Annotated in this window: 22 protein-coding genes; 10 read left to right on the forward strand and 12 right to left on the reverse strand. The window is 71.2% G+C overall.

The genetic code is table 11. The annotated features are described in order from the left end of the window. The first annotated feature begins 5 nt into the window (after positions 1–5). The 3 genes from purE (at position 6) to EDF33_RS11780 (ending at position 2,015) form a co-directional block, all read left to right on the forward strand. Entirely contained in the window at positions 6–518 is a 513-nt protein-coding gene (gene purE, locus EDF33_RS11770; RefSeq protein ID WP_111086008.1) for a 5-(carboxyamino)imidazole ribonucleotide mutase, read from the forward strand. A 212-nt stretch (positions 519–730) separates the two neighbouring features. After that, entirely contained in the window at positions 731–1,009 is a 279-nt protein-coding gene (locus EDF33_RS11775) for a hypothetical protein (RefSeq protein WP_132100114.1), read from the forward strand. Positions 1,010–1,259: 250 nt separating this feature from the next. Continuing rightward, a complete protein-coding gene (locus EDF33_RS11780) occupies positions 1,260–2,015 on the forward strand; it encodes a glycoside hydrolase family 16 protein (protein WP_132100115.1) in 756 nt (251 codons plus the stop codon). Between the two features lie 38 nt (positions 2,016–2,053). Here the strand turns inward: EDF33_RS11780 and EDF33_RS11785 are convergent, their stop codons facing one another. The 6 genes from EDF33_RS11785 to EDF33_RS11810 form a co-directional block, all read right to left on the reverse strand. Continuing rightward, the gene (locus EDF33_RS11785) at positions 2,054–3,196 is read right to left on the reverse strand and encodes a glycosyltransferase family 1 protein (protein WP_132100116.1); all 1,143 of its coding nucleotides are present in this window, start codon (positions 3,194–3,196) and stop codon (positions 2,054–2,056) included. Positions 3,197–3,375: 179 nt separating this feature from the next. Then, positions 3,376–4,227 (reverse strand): dTDP-4-dehydrorhamnose reductase, encoded by an 852-nt coding sequence (gene rfbD, locus EDF33_RS11790; protein ID WP_131922427.1) that lies wholly within the window; start codon positions 4,225–4,227, stop codon positions 3,376–3,378. Beyond that, positions 4,224–5,210, reverse strand: coding sequence for a dTDP-glucose 4,6-dehydratase (rfbB, locus tag EDF33_RS11795; RefSeq protein WP_111086003.1), 987 nt, complete (start codon positions 5,208–5,210; stop codon positions 4,224–4,226). Before rfbB ends, rfbD begins: the two co-directional genes overlap by 4 nt. Continuing rightward, positions 5,207–6,871, reverse strand: coding sequence for a glycosyltransferase family 39 protein (locus EDF33_RS11800; protein ID WP_132100117.1), 1,665 nt, complete (start codon positions 6,869–6,871; stop codon positions 5,207–5,209). Before EDF33_RS11800 ends, rfbB begins: the two co-directional genes overlap by 4 nt. After that, positions 6,868–8,427 carry a glycosyltransferase family 39 protein gene (locus EDF33_RS11805; protein ID WP_132100118.1) on the reverse strand — a complete coding sequence of 520 codons (1,560 nt, stop codon included), beginning with the start codon at positions 8,425–8,427 and terminating at the stop codon, positions 6,868–6,870. Before EDF33_RS11805 ends, EDF33_RS11800 begins: the two co-directional genes overlap by 4 nt. Then, entirely contained in the window at positions 8,417–9,358 is a 942-nt protein-coding gene (locus EDF33_RS11810) for a glycosyltransferase family 2 protein (protein ID WP_111086000.1), read from the reverse strand. The genes EDF33_RS11805 and EDF33_RS11810 overlap by 11 nt, the downstream gene beginning before the upstream one ends. Before the next feature lie 98 nt (positions 9,359–9,456). Here EDF33_RS11810 and rfbC point away from each other — a divergent pair, with 98 nt between their 5' ends. Genes rfbC through EDF33_RS11825 form a run of 3 tightly spaced genes read left to right on the forward strand, consistent with a single transcriptional unit; the run spans position 9,457 to position 12,806 of the window. After that, positions 9,457–10,065: a dTDP-4-dehydrorhamnose 3,5-epimerase gene (gene rfbC, locus EDF33_RS11815; RefSeq protein WP_123292220.1), complete on the forward strand. Its 609-nt coding sequence runs from the start codon at positions 9,457–9,459 to the stop codon at positions 10,063–10,065. 21 nt (positions 10,066–10,086) lie between these two features. After that, positions 10,087–10,950, forward strand: a complete 864-nt coding sequence (gene rfbA, locus EDF33_RS11820) for a glucose-1-phosphate thymidylyltransferase RfbA (protein WP_111085998.1) — start codon at positions 10,087–10,089, stop codon at positions 10,948–10,950. 8 nt (positions 10,951–10,958) lie between these two features. Further along, positions 10,959–12,806: a glycosyltransferase gene (locus EDF33_RS11825; RefSeq protein ID WP_132100119.1), complete on the forward strand. Its 1,848-nt coding sequence runs from the start codon at positions 10,959–10,961 to the stop codon at positions 12,804–12,806. Positions 12,807–13,039: 233 nt separating this feature from the next. Here EDF33_RS11825 and EDF33_RS11830 read toward each other — a convergent pair whose 3' ends face one another. The 5 genes from EDF33_RS11830 to EDF33_RS11850 form a co-directional block, all read right to left on the reverse strand. Then, positions 13,040–13,894 (reverse strand): glycosyltransferase family 2 protein, encoded by an 855-nt coding sequence (locus tag EDF33_RS11830; RefSeq protein WP_123292223.1) that lies wholly within the window; start codon positions 13,892–13,894, stop codon positions 13,040–13,042. After that, on the reverse strand, positions 13,891–15,045 hold the full coding sequence (locus EDF33_RS11835) for a glycosyltransferase family 1 protein (RefSeq protein ID WP_243692440.1): 1,155 nt from the start codon (positions 15,043–15,045) through the stop codon (positions 13,891–13,893). The genes EDF33_RS11830 and EDF33_RS11835 overlap by 4 nt, the downstream gene beginning before the upstream one ends. A 74-nt stretch (positions 15,046–15,119) precedes the next feature. Further along, positions 15,120–16,259 carry a glycosyltransferase family 2 protein gene (locus tag EDF33_RS11840; protein WP_132100121.1) on the reverse strand — a complete coding sequence of 380 codons (1,140 nt, stop codon included), beginning with the start codon at positions 16,257–16,259 and terminating at the stop codon, positions 15,120–15,122. After that, positions 16,178–17,407, reverse strand: coding sequence for an ABC transporter ATP-binding protein (locus tag EDF33_RS11845; protein WP_132100122.1), 1,230 nt, complete (start codon positions 17,405–17,407; stop codon positions 16,178–16,180). The genes EDF33_RS11840 and EDF33_RS11845 overlap by 82 nt, the downstream gene beginning before the upstream one ends. Positions 17,408–17,410: 3 nt before the next feature. Continuing rightward, the gene (locus EDF33_RS11850; protein WP_123292227.1) at positions 17,411–18,313 is read right to left on the reverse strand and encodes an ABC transporter permease; all 903 of its coding nucleotides are present in this window, start codon (positions 18,311–18,313) and stop codon (positions 17,411–17,413) included. A gap of 190 nt (positions 18,314–18,503) precedes the next feature. On the opposite strand from EDF33_RS11850, the gene EDF33_RS11855 reads away from it, so the two are divergent. Then, positions 18,504–19,097 carry a hypothetical protein gene (locus EDF33_RS11855; protein WP_132100123.1) on the forward strand — a complete coding sequence of 198 codons (594 nt, stop codon included), beginning with the start codon at positions 18,504–18,506 and terminating at the stop codon, positions 19,095–19,097. Continuing rightward, positions 19,097–21,646 (forward strand): hypothetical protein, encoded by a 2,550-nt coding sequence (locus tag EDF33_RS11860; RefSeq protein ID WP_132100124.1) that lies wholly within the window; start codon positions 19,097–19,099, stop codon positions 21,644–21,646. Before EDF33_RS11855 ends, EDF33_RS11860 begins: the two co-directional genes overlap by 1 nt. Before the next feature lie 168 nt (positions 21,647–21,814). On the opposite strand, the gene EDF33_RS11865 is transcribed toward EDF33_RS11860, so the two are convergent. Beyond that, entirely contained in the window at positions 21,815–23,131 is a 1,317-nt protein-coding gene (locus EDF33_RS11865; protein ID WP_165918801.1) for a glycosyltransferase, read from the reverse strand. A 137-nt stretch (positions 23,132–23,268) separates the two neighbouring features. Here EDF33_RS11865 and EDF33_RS11870 point away from each other — a divergent pair, with 137 nt between their 5' ends. Then, positions 23,269–25,758 (forward strand): glycosyltransferase, encoded by a 2,490-nt coding sequence (locus EDF33_RS11870; RefSeq protein ID WP_132100125.1) that lies wholly within the window; start codon positions 23,269–23,271, stop codon positions 25,756–25,758. Then, entirely contained in the window at positions 25,755–26,501 is a 747-nt protein-coding gene (locus EDF33_RS11875) for a polyprenol monophosphomannose synthase (RefSeq protein WP_132100126.1), read from the forward strand. Before EDF33_RS11870 ends, EDF33_RS11875 begins: the two co-directional genes overlap by 4 nt. Positions 26,502–26,734: the final 233 nt, after the last annotated feature.

Consider the following 26,734-nt stretch of genomic DNA (forward strand, 5'->3'; position numbering starts at 1 on the left):
GTCGCGTGACCGACACCGACGCACCCGTCCAGCCGCTCGTCTCGATCATCATGGGTTCGGACTCCGACTGGCCGACGATGCGCGCTGCGGCCGACATCCTGGCCGAGCTCGGCATCCCGTTCGAGGCGGACGTCGTGTCGGCGCACCGCACGCCCGACAAGATGACCCGGTTCGCCCGCGGCGCCGCCGAGCGTGGCATCCGCGTCGTGATCGCCGGTGCCGGTGGCGCCGCGCACCTGCCGGGCATGGTGGCCTCGATGACGACGCTGCCGGTCATCGGTGTCCCGGTGCAGCTCGCACGCCTCGACGGCCTCGACTCGCTGCTGTCGATCGTGCAGATGCCGGCCGGCATCCCGGTGGCGACGATGGCGATCAACGGTGCCGCGAACGCCGGACTCCTCGCTGCGCGGATCATCGGCACCTCGGAGCCCGCGGTCGCGGCTCGCCTGACCGAGTACGCCGACGGCCTCGAGCGACTGGTCGAGGAGAAGGCCGCGCGTCTGCGCGACTCCCTCTAGCGTTCCGCGCGCCTGCGCGACTCCCTCGAGCGTTCCGCGCGGGTGGCCCCTGGACCGTCGAACGGGTTCCCGCCGTTCAGGACGCCGTACGCGATCGCGTTCGTCCGGTCGGCGCAGGCACGGTCGAGCGTCCGCGTCGCTGTCCGGACGACCTCGCCGGTGATCGGTCGGCCGCATTCCTCGCATCGGGTCATGCGCGCTACGGTACCGCCATGCCCGCTCGTCTCCGTCGCCACACCACCGCCCTCGTCCTGGTCGGTGTCGCGGTCGTCGCAGCCGTGGTGTGCGCCGTCGCCGCACGGGGCGCCGGCCCGGTGTCCTGGTGGATCCGAGGCACGGACGAGCACGTCGTCGCGACGAAGTCGCAGTTCGAGTCGTGGCTCCTAGCGTTGCACGTGGCCGAGGTCGCAGCGGTGGTCGCGGTCGTCGCCGTCCTCGCCGCGGTCGTCACCGCCGTCGTGTCGTCACGCCGCCGTCGCACGCGGGTCTGAACACCACCGACTGCCGGAGCCCACGAGTCGCCGGCAGCCCCAGAACGGGGGACGCAACACGGCGCTGATCAGCACTTCTTCGACGTAGACGGAACGTTCTGCAACCCCCGCGTACTGGGGATAAAGCGGTTCTGTCAACCCCGCGCGCGGGCTGCATTTCGCAACTACGGTGAACGGCGGGTGGTCGAGATCCGGCCGCCCGGCACCCACGGGAACGGGTGCGAACCGTCACGTCAGGGAGTGACAGCTCATGCAGAAACGTGCAACCAAGCGGGCCGCACTCACCGTCGTGCTCCTCAGTGCCGCACTCGTCGCAGTACCGCTCGGCACGGGAACCGCAGCGTCCGCCAGCTCGGCACCGATCGGCAACGTCGGGAACTTCAAGCAGACCTTCCGCGAGAACTTCAGCACGGCGGCGGCCGCCAAGGGGAAGTTCGCCAAGACCTACGCGAAGTCGTGGCAGCCCTACCCGGACGGCACCGGGGGCATGTACTACTCGGGCGCCCAGATCAGCTCGCACAACGGGTACATGGACGTCAAGCTGGACGGCAAGCACGGTGCTGCCGGCACCTTCGGCACCCCGTCGGGTGCATGGGGGCACAAGGGCGGCAAGTTCATCGTCCGCGCCAAGGCGACCGGCGGCGACGGGAACGGCGCCGCGTTCATGCTCTGGCCGTCGTCCGACAAGTGGTCGGACGGCGAGATCGACTACCCCGAGGCGAACTTCGAGCAGCAGCCGATGCTGCACCACCACTCGATGACCCCCGGCCAGGAGGTCAACGCGACGAGCCTGAGCACCGGCGTCTCGTGGCGGTCGTGGCACACGTACTCGATCGAGTGGATCCCGGGGAAGTCCGTGCGCTACCGCCTCGACGGCAAGGTGATCAAGACGATCACGAAGCACGTGCCGAAGACCGCGCACCGGTACATGTTCCAGGTCGGCAACTGGGGCGCCACCGGTCACCTGTACATCGACTGGGTCAGCACGTACACGTACAAGAAGTGACGTACACCTCCGAGGAGTGACGTGACGCCCGCGCCGGCTCAGAGGTCGGCGTGCAGCTGCCAGGTCTCGGCGGCGGAGTCGCTCCAGTCGTACATCCGGGCACGGTCCGGCCCGGCGACGGCGAGCTGTCCGGCGAGCAACGGGTCGTTGACCACCTGGTACACCGCCTGCGCGATCCGCTCCGGGTAGGAGTCCCGCGGGTTCCGGGCGACGGTCACCCCGGCGTCGGACGCGACCTCGGCCACCGCAGGGTCGTCGGAGTGGATGACCGGGGTACCGAAGCTCATCGCCTCGATCACGGGCAGGCCGAAGCCCTCGGCGAAGCTCGGGAACACGAACACCGTCGCGCGGTCGTAGACCACGGCGAGGTCGGCGTCGTCGATCCGCCCGAGCACCTTCACCCGGTCGCGGGCGAGCCCGGCGCGCTCGGCGGTGCCGTACACGTCGATGTCACCCCAGCCGTCCGGGCCGGAGATCACGAGCGGGATGTCGGCGGGGGCGTCGGGGTGCGCGAGCGCCTCGATCAGGGACCCGAGCGCCTTGCGTGGTTCGAGCGTGCCGACGGCCAGCACGTAGCGGTCCGGCAGGCCGAGACGCTCGGCGCGCAGGTCGGCGTCGACGGGCAGCCGCAGCCGACCGCTCGGAGCTCCGCCGATGACGCGCAGTCGGTCGTCGAACCGGTGGATCTCGTTCAGTGCGCTCGCGACCGCGTGGGTGGGCACGACGACGGCGTCGGCGTGCTTCCACGCGCGCTTCACCATCGCCTTGTGGAAGTGGACGCCGCGGGGCGTCAGGGTCTCGGGGTTCGTCCACGGCACGGTGTCGTGCACGGTGACGACGGTCTGCCGGCCCGGGTCCTGGAACCGGTCGTGCTTGACCAGGGGAGCGAGGACGCTCGGCGCGTGCACCATGCCCTTCGCGATGCCACCGACGAAGCCGCCCTGCCACGCGAGCGAGAGTTCACGACGGGCCAGCGGCAGACGCTGCAGGTCGGACAGACCGGGCAGCAGGGTGCGCAGATGCGCCATCTCGTCGGAGCTGACCGCGGACACGACCCCGGCGACGTCGCAGCCGCTCGGCGCGTTCGCGACGAGGTGCCGGGCGAGCTCTTCGGCGTACCGCCCGATGCCACCCGGAACGGGTGCGACGACCTGGTCGACGAGGACGTGGAGGGTGGTCATGGTGCTGCTCTCCTCGTCGTGGTGATGGGGCCGAGGACCGGCCCGGCGCCCGGCTGCCCGACCCTACCAGGGCCGGTGGGCCGCCCCCTGGAAGCCGCGGCAGGAGACCGGGACGGGAGGCCCGGATCACGTTCGCGACGCGGCGGACGTGATCCGGGCCTCCCGGTCGACTGCCGTGCCTACTTCGTCAACGCTCCTGCGGCCACCGCGGCGCGCAGCGCCTCGCGCCAGTCGCGCATCGGCGCCAGGCCGGCGCGCGACCAGCCGTCGTGGCCGAGCACGCTGTACGCCGGGCGCGGCGCCGGCCGGACGAACGCGGCGCTGTCGGTCGGCAGGACGCGCTCGGGGTCGAGTCCGAGCTCGGTGTAGATGGCGCGGGTGAAGTCGAACCACGACCCCTGCCCGGCGTTGGTGCCGTGGTAGACGCCCGCGGGGGCGTCGCCGTCGACGAGCTCGACGATCCGCGCGGCGAGGTCGCCGGTCCACGTCGGCTGACCGACCTGGTCGGTGACGACGCTCACGGTGTCGTGCGAGCCGGCCAGCCGGAGCATCGTCGCGGCGAAGTTCGGTCCGTGCGCGCCGTAGATCCAGGCGGTCCGGACGACGTACGACGTGTCCGGGGCGATCTCGCGCACGAACGCCTCGCCCGCGGCCTTGGTGCGGCCGTAGGCGTTGATCGGGTCGGTCGGGGCGTCCTCGGCGTACGGGGCGGTGCCGTTGCCGTCGAAGACGTAGTCCGTCGACACCGTGACGAGCTTCGCACCGTGGCGGACCGCGGCCTCGGCCAGGAGCTTCGGGCCGGTCGCGTTGACGGCGAAGGCGTCGTCCTCGTGGTCTTCTGCGTCGTCGACCTTCGTGTACGCGGCGGAGTTGATCACGACGTCGTGTCCGGCGACGGCGGCGTCCACCGTGGCCGGGTCGGTGATGTCGAGCTCGGCGCGCGAGAGTGCCGTGACGTCGCGGCCGGCGAGCGCGGCCCGGAGGTCACGGCCGAGCATGCCGGCGGCGCCGGTGATGAGGTACCTGGTCATGCGATCGCTGCGCGCTCCTTGAGCGGCTCCCACCACGAACGGTTGTCGCGGTACCACTGCACGACGTCGGCCAGGCCCTGCTCGAAGGGGACCTGCGGCTCGTAGCCGAGCTCGGCCTGGATCTTCGAGATGTCGACCGAGTAGCGCAGGTCGTGGCCGAGACGGTCGGCGACGCGGTCGACGTACGACCAGTCCTTGCCGGTGGCGTCGAGGAGCAGCTGCGTGAGCTCCTTGTTGGTGAGCTCGGTGCCGCCACCGATGTTGTAGATCTCGCCGGCGCGGCCACGGGTCAGGACCATCGCGATGCCGCGGGTGTGGTCGTCGACGTGCAGCCAGTCGCGGATGTTGTTGCCCTCGCCGTACAGCGGGACGTGCACGTCGTCGATGAGGTTCGTGACGAAGAGCGGGATGACCTTCTCGGGGAAGTGGTACGGCCCGTAGTTGTTCGAGCAGCGCGTGATCGAGAGGTTCAGCCCGTGGGTGCGGTGGTAGCTGCGGGCGAGCAGGTCGCTGCCGGCCTTCGACGCCGAGTACGGGGAGTTCGGCTCGAGCGGTCGTTCCTCGTCCCACGAGCCCTCGCTGATGGAGCCGTAGACCTCGTCGGTGGAGACGTGCACGAAGCGCTCGGTGCCGTGGCGGAGCGCAGCGTCGAGCAGGCGCTGGGTGCCGACGACGTTCGTCTCGACGAAGATGCCGGAGTCGCGGACCGACCGGTCGACGTGGGACTCGGCGGCGAAGTGCACGATCGCGTCGACCGTCGGGACGACCTCGTCGAGCTTCGCGGCGTCGCGGATGTCGCCGTGCACGAAGGTGTAGCGGGGGGAGTCGGCGACCGGTGCGAGGTTCGCTTCGTTGCCGGAGTAGGTCAGCGCGTCGTAGACGACGACCTCGGCGCCCTCGAGGCCGGGGTACGCGTCCTCCAGGGTGCGGCGGACGAAGTTCGAGCCGATGAAGCCGGCTCCTCCGGTGACGAGGATCTTCACGAGTTCTCTTTCCTGACGGTCGGTTCGTGGGTCGGCGGCGATTCTAGCGGGAGCCCGGTGACGGGGGCGGTCGTGGTGCTCGGCACGGCGGCCGTGGTGCCCGGCACGGCGGCCGTGGTGCTCGGCACGGCGGCCGCGCGCCAGACGAACACGGCGGCTGCGACGGCGGCGACGAGGAACAGTGCCCCGGCCAGCGCGATCGGGAGCGGCCCGGCGAGCGAGCCACCGGCCATCGCCGACAGGCCGCCGGGGGTGACCCGGAACTGGACGTTCTCCCACGCGCCGCGGTACGCGATGCCGATGCCGTACAGGGCGATGGCGAACGAGCCGACGGCGGCGATCCGGGCGAGCCGGCGGCGCAGTTCCGGACGGACGACCAGGGCACGCCACGCCACGGCCTGCGACAGCACGAGGGCGACGACGGCCACGAACAGGAACCGGCCCTGCAGCCCGTTGCCCTGGTGCGTGCCGAGGTAGTTCCGCCAGTTGTAGGCGAGGGTCGCGACGACGACGAGCGCCGGCCAGACCAGGGCGATGGTCATCACCCGGCGTCCGGCGCCGCGACGCGCGTACGACCAGCCGAGGGCGACGAGACCGATGATCGCCAGGGCGTCGACGACCATGGGCGGCAGCGGCCACTGGTTCGCGCCGAAGTCCCCGAAGAACGAGGCGGTCAGGCCGTCCCACTGCCGACCGGCGAACGCGCCGGGGTTCGCGCCGCCCGACGGGTACGGCTGCACCGTGGTGACGCCGCGCAGGGCGTCCGGCAGCAGGGTCCCGCTGACGAGCAGCGTGCGGACCCACCACCAGCCGGACACCGCGGCGGCAGCGACGACGACCACGCCGGCGTGCAGGGCCGACCGGCGCCACGGACGTGCGGTGCGCTGGTCGCGGTCGCGGTCGCGGTCCCGGTCGCGCTCGCCGCGCTCGCCGCGCTCGTCGCGGGCCAGCGCGAACACGAGGACGACGAACGGCACCGCCAGCAGACCGAGCGCGCTGATCGCCGCGAGCCCGGTCACCGCCACGGCCAACCCCGCCGTGGTCCACCACGACCGGTCACCGGTGAGCACCCGCACGCTCAGCCACACGAGCACGGCGCCGAGCAGGATCATCGGTGCCCACGACGTCACGCCGGCGCCGACCTGCGCGAGCTGCGGCACCGCGAAGAGCAGCAGCGGTGCGACCAGGGCGGTCCGCGGCGACCGCGTCACCCGGCGGACGGTCGCCCACACGAGCACCGGCAGCGCGGTCACGAGCACGACGTCGAACAGGCGCAGGACGAGCACTGAGGTGGCCCAGTCGTGCGCCCCGAAGCGGATCAGGCGCAGGATGCCCGCGGCGACGAGCCAGTACGTCGGCGGGTTCTGCGACATCGGGTCGATCGCGGGGGAGTCGCCGGGGACCGCCGCCAGGAGCGCGTCGACCGTGGGGCGGTCGACGGCGGGCACCGGGTGCTCCACGATCTGCCGGATGGCGGCGAGGTAGTGCATCTCGCCGCCGTGCGGCCACCCGAGGCCGAGCGCCAGCCGGAACGCGGCGTCGACGTGCGCGGGCTCGTCGGGGGCGCCGAACGCCGGGGTGAGCAGGGCGAAGCCGAGCAGCAGGCCCAGCCACGCGACGGTGATCGTGCCGAGCACGACCCACTCGCGGCGGGCGGTCACGCCGTCACCGCCGTCCGGCGCACGAAACGCACCAGCAGGACCGCCGTGGCGATCAGCGCGACCGCTGCCACGGTGGCCAGCGTGAAGTTCCCGCCGGCAGCGAGCATGCCGTACTGGTCGAACTTGACGATCGAGAACTCGTCGATCCAGAACGCGGCGTCACGGCCGAACGCCCGGAGCGCGTAGACGACGCCGTAGAGGGCGATGGCCGTCGCCGCGACGGACATGCCGACGGCCAGTCGTGTGGCGCCGGCCGCGGTGACGGTCACGCGCCGCCAGGCCAGGGCGCTCAGGGCGATGAGGGCGATGAGGGTGGGGTAGTAGTAGCGGCCCTGGGTGCCGGCGACGATCGTGTTCCGCACGTAGCCGCCCCACCCGCTCTGCATGTGCAGGGCGATCAGGATGACGGGGTACGACGCCAGGACGATCGCGGGTCGCAGCGACGGGCCGCGGCGGAACGCCCAGATGACGATGCCGGCGATCGACACGATGGTCAGGCCGTCGATCAGGAACTGGGCGAACTGGAACTGCGTCAGACCGCCGACGCTGCCCCAGAACGTGCGGGTCACGCCGTTCCAGTAGTCGCGCAGGAAGACCTCCGGACTGGCCGCGGTGTCGTCCGGGAACGGCATCGACGGACGGGCGTAGGCCATGCCGTCGGGCTGGATCGCGTGGTACACGAGGATGTTCCGCAGCCACCACCACCCACCGACGACGCCGGCGATCCCCAGCGTCCAGGTGGTGCGCAGCACGTTCCGCCAGACGGTCGCGCGGGTGCAGCCCGCCGCCATCACCGCGATCCCGACGAAGGGGACCGCGGGCAGGGCAGTTCCCTTGGTCAGCAGCATCGCGCCGAGCAGCAGGCCGATCCACACCGTGGTCCGCACCCGCTGGTCGCCCGTCAGCAGCCGGACGACGAAGTACACCAGCGCACCCGCGAGGGGCAGCATCAGGGCGTCGTTCGTCACCGAGGTACCGATCGACGCGACCTCGGGGACGGCCAGGATCGCCGCCCCGCCGACCACGGCAGCCCGGGGCGAGCCGGTCAGCCGACGCACGGTGGCCCACGCCAGGAACGGCAGGGGCAGCACGAGCAGGGCGTCGAACAGCCGCAGGGCCATCACGGCGTGGTCCCACCGCAGGTCCTCGAAGTGCACCAGGTGGAGCACCCCGGCGGCCAGCGCGTAGTACGTGGGCGGGTGCTGCGACATCTGGTCGATGCTCGTCGGGTGCACGCCGGGGAACTCCCGCAGCAGCTCGCCCCACGTCGCGTTGTCGGACGCCGGCTGTCGCAGGTTGCTGATCTGCGTGTCGTGCGTGGCGTTGAGGTAGTGCATCGCGCCCGGCTCCGGCCAGGCGTCACCGATCGCCAGGTGCAGGACGGCGTCGACGTGCGTCGGCTCGTCCGGCGCCTTGTAGGTGGTCGTCACGATCGCCCAGACCGCCAGGACGGCGGCGAACGCGACCGTCAGGGCGATGACGACGACGCGCTCGGCACGGCCGACCCGTGGGCGGGCGACGGTGCCCGACACGGCCGAGGCCGTGTCAGTCGCCATACCGCTGCAGTTTCTGCAGGTCGAGCTGCTCCTCGGCCAGCGTGCGGTTGAGGCGGGTGAGGTCGGCGACGACGCCGATCACGATGGAGAGCAGCGCCGTGATGAGCAGCACCACACCCAGGATGATCGACTGCAGGTGGTTGCCGGGGGTCTGCATCGCGAGCAGCACCAGGTAGCGGACGAGCGGCCAGAGCCCGAGCCCGCCCAGGATCACGCTGACCCAGGCGAAGAGCGCCATCGGCCGGTACATCAGGTAGACCCGGGCGATCGCGGAGCCGGACTCGAACATGTGCTGGAAGATGTTGCTGAACAGCCGGGACTCGCGGGTCTTCGGGTTCGTCGTGATCGGCACGGACGCGATCGCCAGGCGCTTGTAGCCGGCCTGCACGATGGTCTCCATGCAGTAGCTGAAGCGCGTGACGATGTTCAGGCGGATCAGCGAGTACTTCGAGTACGCGCGGAACCCGCTCGCGGCGTCGGGCAGGTCGAGCCCGGCGGCGCGGCTGGCGACCCACGACCCGAAGCGCTGCATGAGCTTCTTGAAGCCGGAGAAGTGCTCGATCGTGCGGGTCTGCCGGTCGCCGATGACGATCTCGGCTTCTTTGCGCAGGATCGGCTGGACGAGCTCGGCGATCTGCGCCTGCGGGTACTGGTTGTCGCCGTCGGTGTTGACGACGATGTCGGCACCGTGCAGCAGGGCGTAGTCGACGCCGTCGCGGAACGACCGGGCGAGCCCCATGTTGGTCGTGTGGTGCACGAAGTGCTTGACGCCGTGTTCCTTGGCGACCTCGACGGTGCGGTCGGTGCTGCCGTCGTTGATGACCAGGATCTCGATCTCGTCGATGCCGTCGATCTCACGCGGGATCGAGTCGATGACGCTGGCGAGGGTGTTCTCCTCGTTGAGGCAGGGGATCTGGACGAATAGCTTCACGGGCTCGCTTGGTCTCGTTTCGGGAGTCGCAGCGCGCGGGGCGCGGGGCACAGAACCAGGACAGCCTATGCGATGCGCCACCTTGCTAGGCTTCCCCGGTGCAGATCCGCGAACTGAAGATCCCCGGCGCGTGGGAGTTCACGCCCGTCCAGCACGGCGACGCACGAGGAGCATTCCTCGAGGCGTACCGGGCCGACGTCCTCGAAGAGACGGTCGGTCACCCGCTGGACCTCCGCCAGGTGAACATGTCGATCTCGTCCGCCGGCGTCGCGCGGGGCATCCACTACGCCCTCGTCGCCCCGAGCCAGGCGAAGTACGTCACCGCCGTCCGTGGCGCCTTCATCGACTACATCGTCGACATCCGCGTCGGTTCGCCGACGTTCGGGCAGTGGGACTCGGTCCGCATCGACGACGTCGACCGCAAGGCCGTGTACCTGTCCGAGGGCCTCGGCCATGCGATCGTCGCGCTCGAGGACCACTCCACGGTGAACTACCTGGTCAGCGCGCACTACGACCCCGAGCGCGAGAAGGGGATCACGATCCTCGACCCGACCGTCGGGCTCGAACTGCCGGACGGCATCGGTGAGCCGGTGCTCTCCGAGAAGGACACGAGCGCCCCGACGCTCGAAGCGGCCGCCGCCGCCGGTCTGCTGCCGACGTACGAGGAGTGCGTGGCCTACACCGAGTCCCTCCGCACGACGAAGTAACGAAGGAAGGAAGCGATCCCGATGAAGGGCATCATCCTCGCCGGTGGATCCGGCACGCGCCTCTGGCCGATCACCAAGGGCATCAGCAAGCAGCTCATGCCGATCTACGACAAGCCGATGGTCTACTACCCCCTGTCGACCCTGATGATGGCCGGCATCCGCGAAGTGCTCGTCATCACGACGCCGGAGTACAACGAGCAGTTCAAGGCCCTGCTCGGCGACGGCTCCGCCTTCGGCATGGAGATCCAGTACGCCGTGCAGCCGTCCCCGGACGGACTCGCGCAGGCCTTCGTCATCGGCGAGGACTTCATCGGCGACGACAGCGTCGCACTCGTCCTCGGCGACAACATCTTCCACGGCACCGGCCTCGGCACGAACCTGCGGAAGAACACCGAGGTCGACGGCGCGACGATCTTCGCGTACCACGTGGCCGACCCGAAGGCCTACGGCGTCGTGGAGTTCGACGACGACTTCACCGCCGTCTCCATCGAGGAGAAGCCGGCCGAGCCGAAGTCGAACTACGCCGTCCCCGGCCTGTACTTCTACGACAACAAGGTCATCGAGATCGCGAAGACGATCGAGCCGAGCGCCCGTGGCGAGCTCGAGATCTCGACGGTCAACGAGCGCTACCTCGAGGCCGGTGAACTCGGCGTCCAGGTCCTCGACCGTGGCACCGCGTGGCTCGACACCGGCACGTTCGAGTCGATGATGCAGGCGTCCGAGTACGTCAAGGTCATCGAGGACCGTCAGGGCTTCAAGATCGGGTGCATCGAGGAGATCGCCTGGCGCAACGGCTGGATCGACGACGCGCAGCTCGCCGAGCTCGCCGCACCGCTCGTCAAGGGCGGCTACGGCGTCTACCTCCAGCGGCTCCTCGGCGCCTAGCACCGCCCGTGGCGTCCGGTTCTGGGTGGTTCGGTCGCCGTCGTCGCGACACGACGGCTGCCGACCACCCCGACCGGGAGGCCCGTCCCACGCCCGCAGCGACGACCGACGTCGTCCGCGTGGCCGGCTTCGACGGCCCCCTGCCGCACCTGGACCAGGACGTCACGGTCCTCGTCACGACCCGGTCGGACCGGCACGCCGAGGTCGCGCGCCTCGTCGCCGTCGCCCGCGAGGCCTTCGGCCGTGGCGCTGACGTCCGCGCCGTGAGCTACGTCGCCGACGCCTCGCCGCGCGATCCGTTCGGTCGTCGCCTGCCGTGGGTGCGGAGCGTGCCGGTCGACGGCCTGGGGTCCGCGATCAACGCCGGCCTCGCCGCCGGGGTCGGACGGGTCCTCGTGCTCGTCGACACCTCGGTGACGATCGATGCCGCCGGCCTCCGGGCACTCGCCGAGACCGGAGTCCACCGCCTGGTGCAGGCCTCGGTGCGCACGGCGGACGGTTCAGCGCGGAACGGTGCACTGCTCATCCGTCCCGGCGCACTCCCGTGGTCCGACGACCGTCCGTTCGGCACGGGGGACTCGGTGTTCGGTGCCGATCAACCCGTGCTCGCTGTGCCCCGGGCCGCGATCGTCCCTGCGCCCGTGCTCACGGACGAGCCGACGACGCTCGTCGGGTGGACGCACGCGTGCGCCGTGCGCCAGCGACCGCAGTCGGGTCCCACGATCCTGGTGAAGGACGTCGGTGAGACCGTCCGACTCGCTGAACCCGGGCGGACGATCGACGCTGCCACCGTGGACGTGTTCTCGTCGTGGCGGGACGCGAGACGGGACTCGGTCGACGGCCGGGGCGCTGCAGTCTCCGCCGGGCCGCCGCTGCCGCCGTGGGGAGCGCGACCGGTGACACCGGTCCGCCGGACGACCAGCAGCGCCACCGACCCGCTCACCTGGTCGCTGAAGATCGCCGCTCCCGCCGGGCCCGAGGGTGACGGCTGGGGCGACGTGCACTTCGCCGCCGAGCTGGCCGGGGCCCTCGAGCGGCTCGGGCAGCGCGTCCGGATCGACCGCCGTGACGCCCACGTGCGGGACGACGATGCCGCGGACGACGTGACGCTCGTGATCCGCGGGCTCGACCGGGTGCCGCCGAACCCTGCGTCGGTGAACCTGCTCTGGGTGATCAGCCACCCCGACGACGTCTCCGACACCGAGCTCCGGTCGTTCGACGCGGCCTTCGCCGCCGGGCCGGTCTGGGCTGCTGCGGCCGCAGCGCGGTCGGGGGTCCCGGTCCGCACGCTGCTGCAGGCGACCGACCCCGCGGTGTTCCACCCGGGCGCGCGGGCGACGACGAGCCCCGATGCCGACCGGGTGGTCTTCGTCGGCTCGACCCGCGGCGCCGCGCGCCCGGTGGTCGCCGATGCCGTGGCGCTCGGAGCCGACCTTCGCGTGCACGGCCCGGCGTGGCAGGGCGTGGTCCCCGACGCAGCGCTCGGCGAACCGTCGCTGAGCCGGGCCGAGGTCGCCACGGCCTACGCCTCGGCGCGCGTGGTGCTCAACGACCACTGGGCGGACATGGCGGCCGGTGGCTTCGTGTCGAACCGGGTGTTCGACGTGCTGGCGTCCGGGGGAGTCGTCGTCACCGACGAGGTCGCCGGGCTGACCGAGGTGCTCGACGTCCCGACGCTCGCGGTGGCGCGTTCCCGTGACGAGCTCGCTGCGCTCCTGGACCCGGCACGAGTGTGGCCGACTGCTGCCGAGCGGGCGGCGGTGGCGTCGCGCATCGCCGCAGAGCACTCCTTCGACGCCCGAGCCGACGTGCTGCTGGACGCAGCCCGAACCGAACGCGCCCGCCTCCGCGCCTGACCCGCTGCCCGCGTCCCCGCCGCGCGACGCTCCGCACAACCAAAGTGCGGTCGAGCCGTGCAATCCCGCGGTTCACGTGCACTTCGGTTGTGCGGAACGCGATCGAACCGGGGCCTCCGAAGCTGCGACCGATGTGCGCGCCCCGCTGCGGTCGTTGCGCCCCGGGGAGTCGGGGCGCAACGACCGTGCGGGGGCGCGATGGCAGAACCCCGCGCGCAAAGACCCCGACCGGGCTACTTGCGTGTGACCCAGCGGGCGCGGGCGGAGAGGCCCGCGTGCAGGGCGACGCGCAGCGGCCAGAGCCACCACGCCCGGTACTTCCGCGACAGGAACCGGTACGCGCTGCGGTGGTGCTCGATCTCCATCCGGCGCCGGTTGGACGACGTCGAGTGCGCCCCGGTGTGGGTGACCACGGCCGTCGGCACGTACACGTTCGCGCGACCGGAGCGACCGACGCGCTGGCCCAGGTCGACGTCCTCGAAGTACATGAAGTACGACTCGTCGAACCCGCCGAGCTCGCGGAACACCGACGTCCGGATGAGGAAGCACGCGCCGGACAGCCAGCCGGCCTCGCGCTCGACGACCTGCGTGGTGGACCAGTACCGCTGGCTCCACGGATTGGCGGGCCAGAACCGCGAGAACGCCGCGTGGCCGAGCCCGGTCCGGAGCGACGGCAGCTGGCGTGCGGACGGGTACGTCTCACCCTGCTCGTCGAGGATCCGCGGCCCGAACGACCCGCCGGACGGCAGCCGGTCGGCGGCGCGGACGAGTTCGTCGATCGAGCCGGGTGCGAGCACGACGTCGGGGTTCGTGACGAGCAGGAACTCGGGGCGGACGTCGGGCAGGACGTCGTCGAGGGCGCTCAGTGCGGCGTCGATGCCCCCGCCGTAGCCGCGGTTGCCCCCGGAGGACACCACGACGGCACCGTAGGACTCACCGATCGCCCGCAGTGCGTCGATGTCGGCGGAGCCGTTGTCGGCGATCACGACGGCGACCGGCTCTGAGGACGCCGCCGCGACGCTCGCCAGGAACGGCCGGATGGTCTCGCCGGTGTTGTAGGTGACCGTCAGCACGGCGACGCGGATCACCGGGTACCCCCGGCCCGCGCGTCCCGGGCCACGGCCGAGTAGGCCTCGACGTGCACGGCTGCCGTGGCCTCCCACGTGAACGAGGCGGCCCGGGCCAGCGCGGCCGCCCGGTGCGACGCGACGAGCGACGGGTCGTCGAGCAGCTGCGTCATCGCGGACGCCAGTGCGGAGGCGGACGGCTCGGTGTACACCGCTGCGTCACCGCCGACCTCGGGCAGCGACAGCCGCCGGGTGGTCAGGACGCAGGCGCCGGAGGCCATCGCCTCGACCACCGGCAGCCCGAAGCCCTCGCCGAGCGACGGGTAGACGACGAACTCCGCGCCGCCGAGGTAGCCTGCCAGGTCCTCGAGTGGCAGGTAGCCGGCCTCGATCACGTGGTCGTCCGGCTGCAGCGCGTCGAGCCGGGCGATCGCGGACTCGTCCCAGCCCCGCGCTCCGGACAGCACGAGCCACGGGGCGTCCGCGCGCGCGGAACGCACCGCGGCGTAGGCATCGAGCAGCGCGGTGACGTTCTTCCGCGGTTCGATCGTGCCGAGGAACGCGATCCAGGGCGCACCCTCGGGCAGCGTCGCGGCGATCCGGGCGTCCTCGACCTCGGCGGTGGACGGCTCGTGGAACACGGCACCGTCGACGCCGAGCGGTGCGACCCGGACGTCGGCGCGGATGCCGGTCACGACCCGTGCGGCCTCGGTCGCGGTGGCCGCGCTCGGCACGATGACGACCGGGCGGGAGCGCAGGGACCGGCGGCTCCACCAGGTGAAGAACGTCCGCTTCAGGCGGGAGTGCCACTCGGGGTTCGAGAAGAACGTGGCGTCGTGCAGGGTGACGACGGATCCGCCGCGCCAGCCGAGCGGGAACGTGTAGTGCGGGGAGTGCAGCACCTGCGCGCCGAGTCGTCGGCCGAGCGCCGGCAGCCCCGTCTGCTCCCACAGGAACCGGAGCGGCACCGAGTCGGTCCAGCCCGGCGCGGTGTGCACGGTCGCGTGCGGCGCGACGGCGGCGAAGTGCGGAGCGTGCACGGGTCGGACCACCAGGTGGACGTCGAGCCCCGGGTCGGTCAGGTGCGACACGACCCCCTCGACGTAGCGGCCCACACCGCCGAGTGCACGCGGTACCGCGGTCCCGTCGACGAGGACGGTGAGCTGCGGCACGCGAGGGTCCTTCCGAACGGGGGCGCCACGGTCGGGTCCGTCGGCGGGGGAGTGACCAGGATAGCCCTCCGCGCTCATGCGCCCGGGTCCACGCTGCGGCGCGGGACGGACGCGCGCCGCGACTCGCGGAGCCGCCGCGCGAGGTGCGACGGGAGCGCCCCGACGACGTCCGCGAACGCTGCCAGGACGAGCCGGGCCTCCCGTCGGGTGGGAGCAGTGAGCAGTCCGCGCAGGCCGCGGAAGAGGGTCCGGGCGCTCGCCCGCAGGACGGTGCCCCACGGCGCGTGCCAGAGCGCGACGACCATCCGGTTCCGCGCGTTGCGGAAGAGGAACAGGTCGCTCTGCACCCCGGACGACGCCGAGTGGTCGTGCTCGACGACCGCGTCGGCCGCGTGTTCCACGCGCCAGCCGCGTCGGCGGAGTCGCCACGCGAGCTCGGTGTCCTCGTAGTACATGAAGAGCGACTCGTCGAGCAGGCCGACGTCGTCGAGCGCGCTCCGCCGCAGGGCGGAGGCCCCACCGGAGAACCCGAAGACGTCGACGTCCGCGACGCGGTCGACGGGCGCGAACCAGTCGCGGTCCATGCCGTTGCCGTCGCGGTCGATGCGCACGCCGGTCGAGTTGAGGCGCACCTCGCCGTCGGGCGACGGCGTCCACAGACGGCCGTCGTGGCCCTGCAGCACGCGCTGGCCGGGTGCTGGTGTCGCGCCGACCGGGAGGCCCGTCCAGCGTCCGGCGAGCACGATGCGGCCCGTCACGGCCGCGACCTCGGGCCGCGCCTGCGCCAGGTGGTCGCGGAGCGCCGCGACGAAGCCCGGCGCGGGGACCGCGTCGTTGTTGAGCAGCACGACGACGTCGGCGTCCGCGTGCCGGATGCCGGTGTTCGCGCCGGCCGCGAACCCACCGTTGTGCTCCCGCGCGACCACGTCGACGTCGGGCAGGTCGCGGCGGAGGACGGCGACGGAGTCGTCCGACGAGCCGTTGTCGACGACCACCACCTGGTCGGCCGCGCCCTCGGCGAGCACGGCGCGGACGGCCGCGGTCGTCAGGTCGGCGCGTTCCCAGTTGACGACGACGACCGCGGTGCGCGGGACGCCCGGGGTCCGGACGTCGGTGCCGTCGTCGGTCGGGCTCAGTCCAGCTCCTCGATCGAGGGCTGCGCGTAGACCGTGCCCACGGCGTTCTCGAACCCGGGCACCTCGAACGAGTCGCACTCCGGCATGTCGTGCAGGTGGCGGCCGGCGGAGTCCATCATCGACACGTTGATGAAGTACTTGCCGGTGCCGAACGCGGTGTCGGCGATCCGCAGGCGGAGCTTCCGGCGACCGTGCAACGGCTGCAGTTCGAGGCCCATGATGCCGGTGGTGGTGCCGTACACGACCTGGCCGCCGGCGTTGTTGATCTGCACCGCGGCCTCCCAGTCGGCGATGCCGTCCAGGTGCTCGAACTCCATGTCCACGACGAGGTCGTCGCCGGGCATGACCTCGGCGCGGGGCCCCTTGCCGTCGACGTGCACGCTCGCGCCGAGGACCTTGCCGCGGCCGACGGCGACGTCGGTGCTGAGCTCGCCCTGGCGGCGTTCCTCGAGGACCTCGCGGAACATGCTCACGGCCTGGACGGGATCGCCGTCGTGCAGCACCTTGCCCTTGTTGAGCAGGACCACCCGGTCGCACATCTCCTGCACCTGGCTGAGCGAGTGCGTGACGATGATGATCGTCTTGCCCGCCTCTTGGAAGGTGCGGATGCGGTCGAGGCACTTGCGCTGGAACGCCTCGTCGCCGACGGCGAGCACCTCGTCGACGAGCAGGACGTCGGGGTCGGTGTGCACGGCGACGGCGAAGGCGAGTCGCACGTACATGCCGGATGAGTAGAACTTCACCTGGGTGTCGATGAAGTCGCCGATCCCCGAGAACGCCAGGATGTCGTCGAACTTCTCGTCGGTCTGCTTGCGGCTCAGCCCGAGCAGCGACGCGTTGAGGTAGACGTTCTCGCGCCCGGACAGGTCGGGGTGGAAGCCGGCGCCGAGCTCGAGCAGGGCAGCGAGGCGACCGCGGCGGGCCACCGTGCCGGAGGTCGGCTGGATGATGCCGCCGATGGCCTTGAGCAGGGTCGACTTGCCGGAGCCGTTCTGGCCGATGAGGCCGACCGTGGAGCCGGCCTGGATCGACACGGTGACGTCGTCGAGGGCCCAGAAGTCCTGGCGGTGCTTGCGGCCGGCGCGACCGAGGGTGACGATGCGCTCGCGCAGGGTGTTGTCCTTGCGGACCGTGAAGCGCTTGCGGACGTGGTCGATGACGATGACGTCCGGGCGCTCGGCGGTGCCCTCGGTGGGCGTCGGGGCGACGGGGGTGCTGATGGCCATGGTCTACAGCTCCTGCGCGAAGTTGCCCTGCAGACGGGAGAACACCCGCTGCGCGCCGAGGAGGCAGAGGACACCGATGACGAACGCGATGCCGAGGCGCAGCATCAGGTGGTCCGGGTACGTGACGTCGGCCGGGTCGTGCAGCCAGATCGCGTTCTGCATGCCGAGCACGGCCAGCGTCAGGGGGTTGTTCGTGTAGGCGGTGATGAGCCAGTCGGTGTTGACGGTGGCGACCACCCGCGAGTACGAGTACACGATCGGCGAGGCCCAGAGCAGGACCATGAGGCCGACGTCGATGACGAACTGCACGTCGCGCAGGTACACGTTGAGCGCGGACAGCACCAGGCCGATGGCCGCGCCGTAGACGAGGATCACCGCGAGCGACGGGATCAGGTAGACGAGCCCCTCGTGGAACGGGAAGACGCCGATGACCACGGTCGCGGCGAGCAGGATCGCGAACTGGATGGTGAAGTTCACCAGGGCCGCGCCGACGCTGGCGAGCGGGAAGACCTCGCGCGGGACGTAGACCTTCTTGATCAGCCCGGAGTTGCCGACGATCGAGCCGGTCGAGCCGGCGACGATCTCGCTGAAGAGCGTGTAGGCGGTCAGGCCGGTGAAGACGTAGATCGCGAAGTTGTCGATGCCGTTGGCGGCGCCGAGGACCTTGCCGATGACGAAGTAGTAGATGAGCAGCTGGGTCAGCGGGCGCACCAGCGTCCACACGAACCCGAGCGCTGAGTCCTTGTACCGCGCCTTCAGGTCGCGTCGGATGAGCATCCCGAGCATCTCGCGCTGCCGGAAGACGTCGCGCAGCTCTCGCCAGGTTCCGCGGAAGGCGCTCGTCGGAGCGCCGATCACGACGAGGGGTTCCTTCGCGAGCGCCGCCATGCGGGCTTGATCGACCATACGTCTCTTCGTTCGTGGGGGCAGGACCGGAACAGCATACTCACCGGGCCCGCGCGGCAGGGATGGGCGACGGCCGTCGTGCACCCCGAGCGGGGGTGATTCCGGACCGATCCAACCCTCAACCTTCACTTTGGGGTTACCGTTGTCGCAACCCGGACCCTTGTCAACATCCACAGGACGGCCCGTCAGCATGCTCCTCGCATCCAGGCCGATCGCTGCGTTCGCGGTGGTCGGTGCCCTCAGTGTTCTCTTGGCCGGTTGTTCCGGTGGTGGCGACGACGCCACCCCGTCGCCGTCCGCGTCAGCGACCCGCACCGCGAGTCCGACCCCGACCGCCGACGACCCGGCGACCACGGAGCCCACCGGCACCGCGTCGTCGCCCGCGTCCGAGGCCACCGACGACCCCACCGCCTCGGACGACGACACCCCCGGTGCCTTCCCGGGGAGCGGCTCGACCAACGAGCCGGACACCGACCCGTCGGACTTCCCGGCGACCGCCGTCGTGACCTACAGCGGCTGGGACACGGCCTCGAAGACGCTGCAGGCCGGCGGACTCGTCTCCGGCACCACCGACACCAGCGGGACCTGCACGTTCACCGCGAAGAAGGGGAGCGTCACGCGCACCGCCACGAGCGCGGCGCAGGCGAGTGCTTCCTCGGTCAACTGCGCGCAGGTCGCGTTCCCCGCGGCCCAGGTCCCCAGCGGCACCTGGTCCGTCACCCTGACCTACGCCGTCGGCTCCGCGTCGACGACGTCCGACCCGATGCCGGCGGAGGTGCCGTGATGCGTTCCATCCAGACCGAGTCGGACGGGCGCCGTCGCCGACCCTTCCGGACCTCCCTCGCGATCGTCGCGGCACTCGCCGTCGCCGTCAGCGGGCTGACCTTCGGCACGATCCTGTCCGAGCAGACCACGACCGAGTCCGCCTCGGCCGCCGTCGCCGGCGACTTCGACCCGGGCAACATCATCAGCGACGCCAACTTCTACAACGGCTCGGCGATGAACGCCGCGTCCGTGCAGTCGTTCCTGACGAGCGTCGCCCCGAACTGCCGGAAGTCGTCGAGCGGACCCGCTTGCCTGAAGGACTTCTCGCAGAAGATGAGCGCGATCGGCGCCGTCTCCGGCCGGTGCAGCGCCATCGCCGGCGGCACCAAGTCCGCCGCGACGATGATCGCCCAGGTCGGCGCCGCGTGCGGCATCAGCCAGAAGGTGCTCCTCGTGCTCCTGCAGAAGGAGCAGGGCATCGTCACGACGTCCTCGCCGACGTCCTACATGTACCTGCACGCCACCGGCTTCGCGTGCCCCGACACCGCCCCGTGCGACCCGGCGTACTTCGGCTTCGGTCAGCAGGTCTACGCCGCCGCGCTCCAGTTCAAGCGCTACCAGTCGTCGCCGACCTCGTGGGCGTACCAGGCGGGTCGGACCAACTCGATCCTCCTCAACCCGAACGCGGCCTGCGGCCGCAAGTCCGTCTACATCCAGAACCAGGCGACCGCAGGGCTGTACATCTACACCCCGTACACCCCGAACACCGCCGCGATGTCGAACCTCTACGGCACCGGCGACGGCTGCTCGGCGTACGGCAACCGCAACTTCTGGCGCATGTACACCGACTGGTTCGGCTCGGCGACCGGCGGCGGCAACCCGTACGGCAACGTCGACGCGGTCACGCCGAGCTCGACGTCGTCGATCACGGTCAGCGGCTGGGCCGTCGACCCGGACACCACGAGCGCGCTCCGCGTCGCGTTCTACGTCGACGGCGCCGGGGCGAAGACCGTCACCGCGAACGTGAACCGGCCCGACCTGTCCGCCACCCTCGGCGCGAACAACCTCAAGCACGGGTTCTCGACCGAGCTGACCGGGCTGAGCGTCGGCAAGCACTCGGTGTGCACCTACGCCATCAACCAGGGCAAGGGCAGCAACACGCTGCTCGGCTGCTACACCCGCACGGTCGTGAGCGCAGCCCCGAAGGGTGCACTCGACACCGTCACCGGCAGCGCCGGCACGATCACCGCGACCGGCTGGGCGCTCGACCCCGACTCGGCGAAGCCCGCCCCGTGGAAGATCCTGGTCGACGGCGTCAGCAAGGCGACCGGCACCACCGACCGCACCCGCACCGACGTCGCCAAGGTCTACAAGGGCGTCGGCAGCACCCTCGGGTTCTCGAAGACGATCGGCGGCATCACGCCGGGGACCCGCACCGTGGCGCTGTACACGCAGGACAAGCCCGGCACCGACTACGTCAAGGTCGCGTCGAAGTCCGTCACCGTCAGTGCCCCCACCACCGGCAAGACCGGCAAGACCGGAGCGCTCCGCGGCTCGTACGAGTCCGTCACCGGCGGCGCTGGCACGGCCACGGTGCGCGCGTGGGCGATCGACCCGGACGTCTGGGACCCCGTCAAGTACAAGGTCCACGTCGACGGCGTCAGCACGAACAGCGGCACCGCGAACGCCACCCGCACCGACGTCGAGGCGAAGCACCCGTCCTGGGGTTCCGACGTCGGCCTGGCACTCCGCCTGACCGGGCTGAGCGCCGGCAACCACACCGTGCGGGTCTACTTCCAGGACCTGCCGAGCGGCACCTACAAGAGCTTCGGCACGAAGACCGTGAAGGTGACGTCGGCCACCGCCCCGTCGTCCGGCACGACCGGCAAGACCGGCAAGACCGGCGCGGTGACGGGCTCGTACGAGTCGGTCACCGGCGGCGTCTACAGCGCGACGGTCAAGGGCTGGGCGATCGACCCCGACGTGTGGGACCCGGTCAAGTACAAGATGCACCTGGACGGCGTCGCGATCGACCCGGGCGTGGTGAACGCCAAGCGCACCGACGTCGAGGCGGTCCACCCGGGCTGGGGCTCCGACGTCGGCCTGTCCGTGCAGCTCACCGGTCTGAGCGCGGGCACGCACACCGTCCGCGTGTACTTCCAGGACCTGCCGAGCGGCACGTACAAGAGCTTCGGCACGAAGTCCTTCACGGTCATCGACCCGCCCGCGACGGGCAAGACCGGCAACACCGGCGCGGTGAAGGGGTCGTTCGACTCCGTCACCGGCGGCAAGGGGACCATCACCGTCAAGGGCTGGGCGATCGACCCCGACGTGTGGGACCCGGTCAAGTACAAGATGCACCTGGACGGCGTCGCGATCACCCCCGGCACGGTGAACGCGACCCGCACCGACGTGCAGAAGAACTACCCGAACTGGGGTTCGGACGTCGGGCTGTCGCGGGTGCTCACCGGGCTGCAGCCCGGCACGCACACCGTGCGGGTCTACTACCAGGACCTGCCGAGCGGGACGTACAAGAGCTTCGGGACGAAGACGGTGACCGTGCAGTAGACGGTCGCCGAGACGGACGGGAGGCCCGTGGCGGATCCGCCACGGGCCTCCCGTCCGTTCCGTGGTCGCGCCCACGGCGGCGGATCGTGAGCAGCAATGGTCGGGTCCGGTGGACGGACCCGACCATTCCTGCTCACGAAGTGAGCGCGTGACGCGTGACGCGTGACGTCAGCGGCGCACGCGCCGGGCCATGAGGCCCACGCCGTGCAGCAACCGGTACTCGGGGGAGCGGGTGAGGCCCGCGAACCGCGCCGCGATCTGGTCGCGCTCCGCCTCGGCCTGGCGGCGGGCCGTGTCGTACGCGCCGACCTGCTGCTCCGACGCGACGAGCCGCCGGTTGATGTCCTGCACCCCGGACAGGTGGACGTCACGATCGTGCTCGGCCTGCCGCAGGACCTCGCGCTGCGCGGTCGCCCAGCGCAGGAACGCGTTCCGCTCGCCGGACCGACCCGAGGCGACCGCGACGGCCGCGTCCAGGACCGGACCGACCTGCTCGGCGCGCGCACGGAACGAGTGCCGCTCGACGACCACGGCACGGAGTCGGGCCGTCAGGGCCGTGCGCTCGGCGCGGGGCATCGCGAGCACCCGCTCGAGCGACGCGGCGTCGTCGAAGACCGGCACGTCGGACAGGCCGAGCTCGTCCAGGCCGAGCGCGCAGTCCGTCACCGGCAGCGCCCCGGACGCGAGTGCCTCGTACAGGCGCGAGTTCAGGGTGCCGTACTCGGCGGCCGGGGCGATCACGTCGTCGACGACGAAGCCGGCGGCGCGGTACACCTCGGGCAGCGCGAAGTAGGACACCGCGGGCCGGAGCTCGACGCCGGCCGTGGCCTCGACGTGGTCGACGTTCGCGGCGAACCACACGATCGGCTCGGCCGGGGCGACCTCGGCGAGCACGTCCTGCACGCGGCGGCGCACGCCCCAGAAGTTGACGGTCGTGACGGCACGGTCCGTGCGCTCGGACGCCGTGGCGGGCGCGGTCGTGCCGGCCTCGTGCGGTCGCTCGTCGGTGAACAGGTCCAGATCGACACCGATCGGGACGACCTCGACCGGACCGTCGTACTGCGCGGCGACGGCGTCGCGGGCGATGCCGGACGACGTCCACACCGCGTCGAACTCACCGAGGTAGGGCAGGGCCGCCCACTTCGCGGTCCAGTTCCGCACCCACGCGACCAGGGCGGTGCCGGCGGGGACGTACCCGGGGACGAACGACTCGATCATGCTGACCACGACGGCGGTGTCGGCGGGGACCGCTTCCCCCCAGCGCTCGAGCGGCCACATCGCGACGCCCCAGCCCTCGGCACGGAGCGCCCGTGCGAGCCCGAGTGCGACGAACAGGTCGCCCTTGCCCTCGGTCGGGTCGGCGGTCGACACGGCGAACCGGACGGTGCCGCGCGGCCCCTCGGCGTGCGCACCGGCCGCGATGGCCGCGTACTCCGGTGCGAGGGGCGAGGACAGGGGAGTGTTCGGGATCACTGCGGCAGTCACGCGGCCCATTCTGCACGAATCGGCGACGGCCACAGGGGAGTGGCGGGGCGCGCCTTGTAGGGTGTCATCGGCTCGCGGCACCCCGTGGGCCGAGCCACCGATCCGCGCCGTGCGCGGCAGCTGCTGGAGGAACTCGCGTGACAGAGCGCAAGCCGGGAGTCGTGTCCGTCATCCTCGTGAACTACAAGGGCACGGACGACACCCTGACGAGCATCGCGGAACTCCGCAAGCAGGACTGGCCGCAGGACAAGCTCGAGGTGATCGTCGTCGAGAACGGCTCCGGTCCGGAGCACCTCGGTCGGCTGCAGGCCTCCGACCTCGACTTCACCCTGATCGACGCGGCCGCCAACCTCGGCTTCGCCGGCGGGTGCAACCTCGGCGTCGAGAAGTCCTCCGGCGAGGTCGTCGCGTTCCTCAACAACGACGCCCGTCCCGACACCGGGTGGGTGCGCGAGGCGATGGCCACGTTCGCGTCCGGCGCCGACATCGGTGCCGTGGCGTCGAAGGTCCTCGACTGGGAGGGCGTCAACATCGACTTCACCGAGGCCGCGATGACCTGGTACGGCATGGGCTACAAGCCCTTCGCCGGGTCACCGGACACCGGCCGCTGGGAGAGCGAGACCGACGTCCTGTTCGGCACCGGCGCAGCGATGTTCATCCGCGCCGAGCTCTTCGAGCAGCTCGACGGTTTCGACGACCGCTACTTCATGTTCTACGAGGACGTCGACCTCGGCTGGCGGCTCAACCTGCTCGGCTGGCGCTTCCGCTACCAGCCGAAGTCGGTCGCGTTCCACAAGCACCACGCGTCGATGAACAAGTTCGGCGACTTCCGCGAGACCTACCTGCTCGAGCGGAACGCCCTCTTCACGCTGTACAAGAACCTCGGCGACGAGCAGCTCGCCGCCGCCCTGCCCGGCTCGCTGGCGCTCGCCGTCCGCCGTGCCGTGGGCCGCGGGGAGCTCGACTCCACGGAGCTCGACCTGCGGAACCCCGGCGACGACAGCGTCCCCACCATCCCGGTGCCGAAGACGAGCATGGCCGGCATCTACGGCGTCGACCAGTTCGTCGAGCAGCTGCCGTCGATGACCGAGTCGCGTCGCGCGATCCAGGCCACGCGTGTCCGCAGCGACCGCGAGCTCCTGCGCCTGTTCGGCAACCGCGACGAGCCCGCGTACCCGATCGAGAACTACCTGGCCGGCTACGACAAGATCGTGCACTCCCTCGGCGTGCTCGAGGTCGGCACCCGTCGTCGCATCCTCATCATCACGGGCGACTCGATCGGCGCGAAGATGGCCGGACCCGCGATCCGCGCCACCCAGATGGCGAAGCAGCTCGCGTCCGAGCACGACGTGCGCGTGGTCAGCCTGACCCGCTCGTCGCAGATCGACCCGTCGTACGACGTCGTCACCGTGCCGCACCGCCACCCCCGTCAGATGGTCGAGCACGAGGGCTGGGCCGACGTCATCATCGTGCAGGGCCACGCGCTCCGGCTGTTCCCGGTGCTCGAGTCGACGAGCAAGATCCTGGTCGTCGACGTGTACGACCCGCTGCACCTCGAGCAGCTCGAGCAGGGCCGCAGCGACGACGTCGACCAGTGGAACCGTCAGATCCTCGACGCCTCGGACACGCTCAACCACCAGCTCGAGCTCGGCGACTACTTCATCTGCGCCTCGGAGCGCCAGCGCATGTTCTGGCTCGGCCAGCTCGCCGGTTCCGGCCGGGTGAACGCCCGCACGTACTCGCGTGACGCCGACCTCCGCTCGCTCATCGGTGTCGTGCCGTTCGGGCTGTCCTCGACCCCGCCGGTGCACGACCAGCCGCGGGTCAAGGGCGTGGTGCCGGGTATCGGCAAGAACGACAAGCTCGTCGTCTGGGGCGGTGGCATCTACGACTGGTTCGACCCGATCACCCTGGTCCGCTCGATCGCCCAGCTCGCCGCCCGTCGCCCGTCGGTGAAGCTCTTCTTCATGGGCGTGCAGCACCCGAACCCCGACGTGCCCGAGATGGACATCGTCGCGAAGGTCCGCGCCGAGGCCGACGCCCTCGGTCTGACCGGCAAGCACGTGTTCTTCAACGACTCGTGGATCCCGTACGAGGAACGCGGTGCCTACCTGCTCGAGGCCGACGCCGGCGTCTCGACGCACTACGAGCACCTCGAGACCACGTTCTCGTTCCGCACCCGCATCCTCGACTACCTGTGGGCACGCCTGCCGATCGTCACGACGGCCGGCGACTCCTTCGGTGACCTGGTCGCCGAGCAGCAGCTCGGCGTCGCGGTGCACGAGCAGGACGTCGACGGCCTGGCCGCGGCGCTCGAAACGGCGCTCTTCGACAAGAAGGCCCGGGCCCAGTTCATCGCCAACGTCGACCGCGTGCGCGAGCAGTTCACGTGGGAGAACGTCCTGGCACCGCTCGTCGAGTTCTGCCGGAACCCGATCCGCGCGGCGGACAAGTCGGTGCGCGACACCAGCACGAAGCTCGCGCCCCACACGATGCGCGTGCGCGTGCCGGACCGCAAGAAGCTCTCGGGCGTCCGCTACGACGTCGGGCGCGCGGTGCACTACTTCCGCACCGAGGGCCCGCGCAGCGTCGCGGGGAAGATCAAGCGACGCCTCGGCAACCGGTGAACCCAGCCGAGACCACGGCCCTCGTCATCGTCCCGACGTACGACGAGGCCGAGAACATCCGAGCCATCGCCGACGCGATCCTGACGGCGTCGCCCGGTGCCCACCTGCTCGTCGTCGACGACGGCAGCCCGGACGGCACCGGCGACATCGTGCGGTCCATCGCGGCCGACGACGATCGGGTGCACCTGCTGCAGCGGTCGGGCAAGCTCGGGCTGGGCACGGCCTACGTCGCCGGGTTCCGGTGGGGCCTGGAGCGCGGGTACCCGCTGCTGGTCGAGATGGACGCCGACGGCTCGCACCCGGCCGAGCGGCTGCCCGCGCTCATCGACGCGGTCACCTCGTCGGACGACGTGCTGCTCGCGATCGGGTCGCGCTGGGTGCGCGGTGGGTCGGTCGTCGACTGGCCGCTCCGTCGCCAGGCCCTGAGCCGCGGCGCGAACACGTACGCGCGGTTGGTGCTCGGGATCCACGTGCGGGACATCACCGCCGGGTACCGCGTCTACCGTTCCGACGCGATCGCGCGGATGGACCTCGGGTCGATCGACTCGAAGGGGTACTGCTTCCAGGTCGACATGACGCTGCGCGTGGACGCGCTGGGCGGCCGCATCGTCGAGGTGCCGATCCGGTTCCGCGACCGCGTGCACGGGGTCTCGAAGATGAGCCGGTCCATCGTCGTCGAGGCGATGCTCCGCGTCACGCAGTGGGGCCTGCAGCGCCGCCTGGGTCGTCCGACGCGCCCGTAGCGCGCGCGTGCGCGTGCGTGCGCGTGTGTGCGGCCCCGAGGTTCCGAGATCTCGGAACCTCGGCGCTCACACCGCCGCTCCGTGGAACCTCGGCGACACACGGGCGGCATGTCGTGGAACCTCGGCGGTCTGCGCACGAGCAGGCATGACGACGGCGGTGGCCGGCGCTTCGTGAGCAGAAATGGTCGGGTCGCCGCGGCGGACTCGACCATTCCTGCTCACGAAGTGCGTCA

The sequence above is a fragment of the Curtobacterium sp. PhB146 genome, assembly GCF_004342995.1.
Lineage (GTDB): Bacteria > Actinomycetota > Actinomycetes > Actinomycetales > Microbacteriaceae > Curtobacterium.